This window comes from Mesorhizobium sp. M2A.F.Ca.ET.039.01.1.1 (assembly GCF_003998035.1).
Lineage (GTDB): Bacteria > Pseudomonadota > Alphaproteobacteria > Rhizobiales > Rhizobiaceae > Mesorhizobium.
In genome coordinates, this window is sequence record NZ_RZRY01001179.1 from 1 (window position 1) to 1,275 (window position 1,275).

Below are 1,275 nucleotides of genomic sequence, written 5' to 3' on the forward strand. Positions count from 1 at the left end.
GCGCCAGGAAGGGCAGGAGATCGACCTTTTCTTGAAAGGCGAGACCGTTCTCGACCAGCTGCTTGATCCACTGGTCGAGCGCAATGGCGATCCCGACCAGCAGGGCATAAGGGGACCAGGATTTCACTTATTAGTCCTCATCGCGTCTCGATCGTGTCGAGCTTCAAGGCGCCACGCCTTATCTCGAACAGCATCACGCCGGTGGCGACCGCCAGATTGAGGGAATCGGCGCGGCCGGCCTGGGGGATCCGGAGCAGCCGGTCGCAGCTCTCGGCGAGGCTGTCGGGCAGCCCCTGCTGCTCGTTGCCCATCAGCAACAGAACCGGCCCTCTGGAAAAATCGACGGACCGATAGTCGACCGCGCCCTTGAGGTGCGTTCCGACGACCAGCCCCGAAAAATCGCGCCGCCAGGCGAGGAAAGCCTGCTCGGTTGCTCTCGCGACCGGCACGGCGAAGATCGACCCCATGGTGGCGCGCACCGTCTCCAGCGAGAACGGATCGGTGGTGTCGCCGACCAGGATGACGCCCTTGGCGCCGACGGCGTCGATGGTGCGGATCACGGTGCCGAGATTGCCGGGGTCGCGGACCCGGTCGAGCGCCACCCAGACATCGCCGTCCCTGGCGCGGATATCCTTCAGCGGCACGGTTTGCTGGGCGAAGACGCCGACCACCATTTGCGGATTTTCACGCCGGGTAATGGCCGCAAGCACCTTTTCGGAGACCTCCAGCACCGTGCCGCCGGCGGCGACGGTCCGCGCGGCGACCTTTTCGACGGCGGCGTTGCCGCGTCCGGCCTTGGCGAAGACCAGAGTCCTTATCGACCAGCCGAGGTCGAGGGCATCGATGACCAGCTTCAGGCCCTCGGCCATGAAGGCGTTCTGCTGATCGCGGAATTTCTTCAGCGCCAGTGCCTTGATGTCCTTGACCAGCGGATTGGCGAGGCTGGTGACTTCCTTGACCTGCCCGACAGGGCGAGCGCCGTCGTGTGCGTTCATTTCAAGCCACCCAGCGCGAGAACAGCGAGGTCGACAGCGCGCGGCCGGCGGATTTCTCGCGAATGATCAATTCGCCGGATTCGACTGTGCCACCCATGCCGACGAAGGTATCGCGCATCAGCGCATGGATGGCGAAGAAGGAGGCGCGGATCGAATAGGCGGTGAGGACGACGGCCAGCGGCTTCGGCGTCAGGATCGAGCGGCAGAGGTCGGTAAGGCCCGGCAGGTCCTCGAACAATTGCCAGACCTCGCCCTTGGGACCGCGGCCATAGGCGGGCGG

Annotated in this window: 1 protein-coding gene and 2 pseudogenes; all 3 read right to left on the reverse strand. The window is 65.0% G+C overall.

Annotated elements, in window-relative coordinates:
• Positions 1-127, reverse strand: a pseudogene (locus EOA24_RS43650) (signal peptidase II); the annotation flags it as partial.
• Between the two features lie 10 nt (positions 128-137).
• Positions 138-995 (reverse strand): RNA methyltransferase, encoded by an 858-nt coding sequence (locus tag EOA24_RS38385; RefSeq protein WP_127410851.1) that lies wholly within the window; start codon positions 993-995, stop codon positions 138-140.
• Between the two features lies 1 nt (position 996).
• A pseudogene (locus EOA24_RS38390) lies at positions 997-1,275 on the reverse strand (class I SAM-dependent rRNA methyltransferase); the annotation flags it as partial.

Coding starts and splice junctions, on each gene's coding strand:
- EOA24_RS38385 (WP_127410851.1), bottom strand. CDS start 995: ATGAACGCACACGACGGCGCTCGCCCTGTCGGGCAGGTCAAGGAAGTC.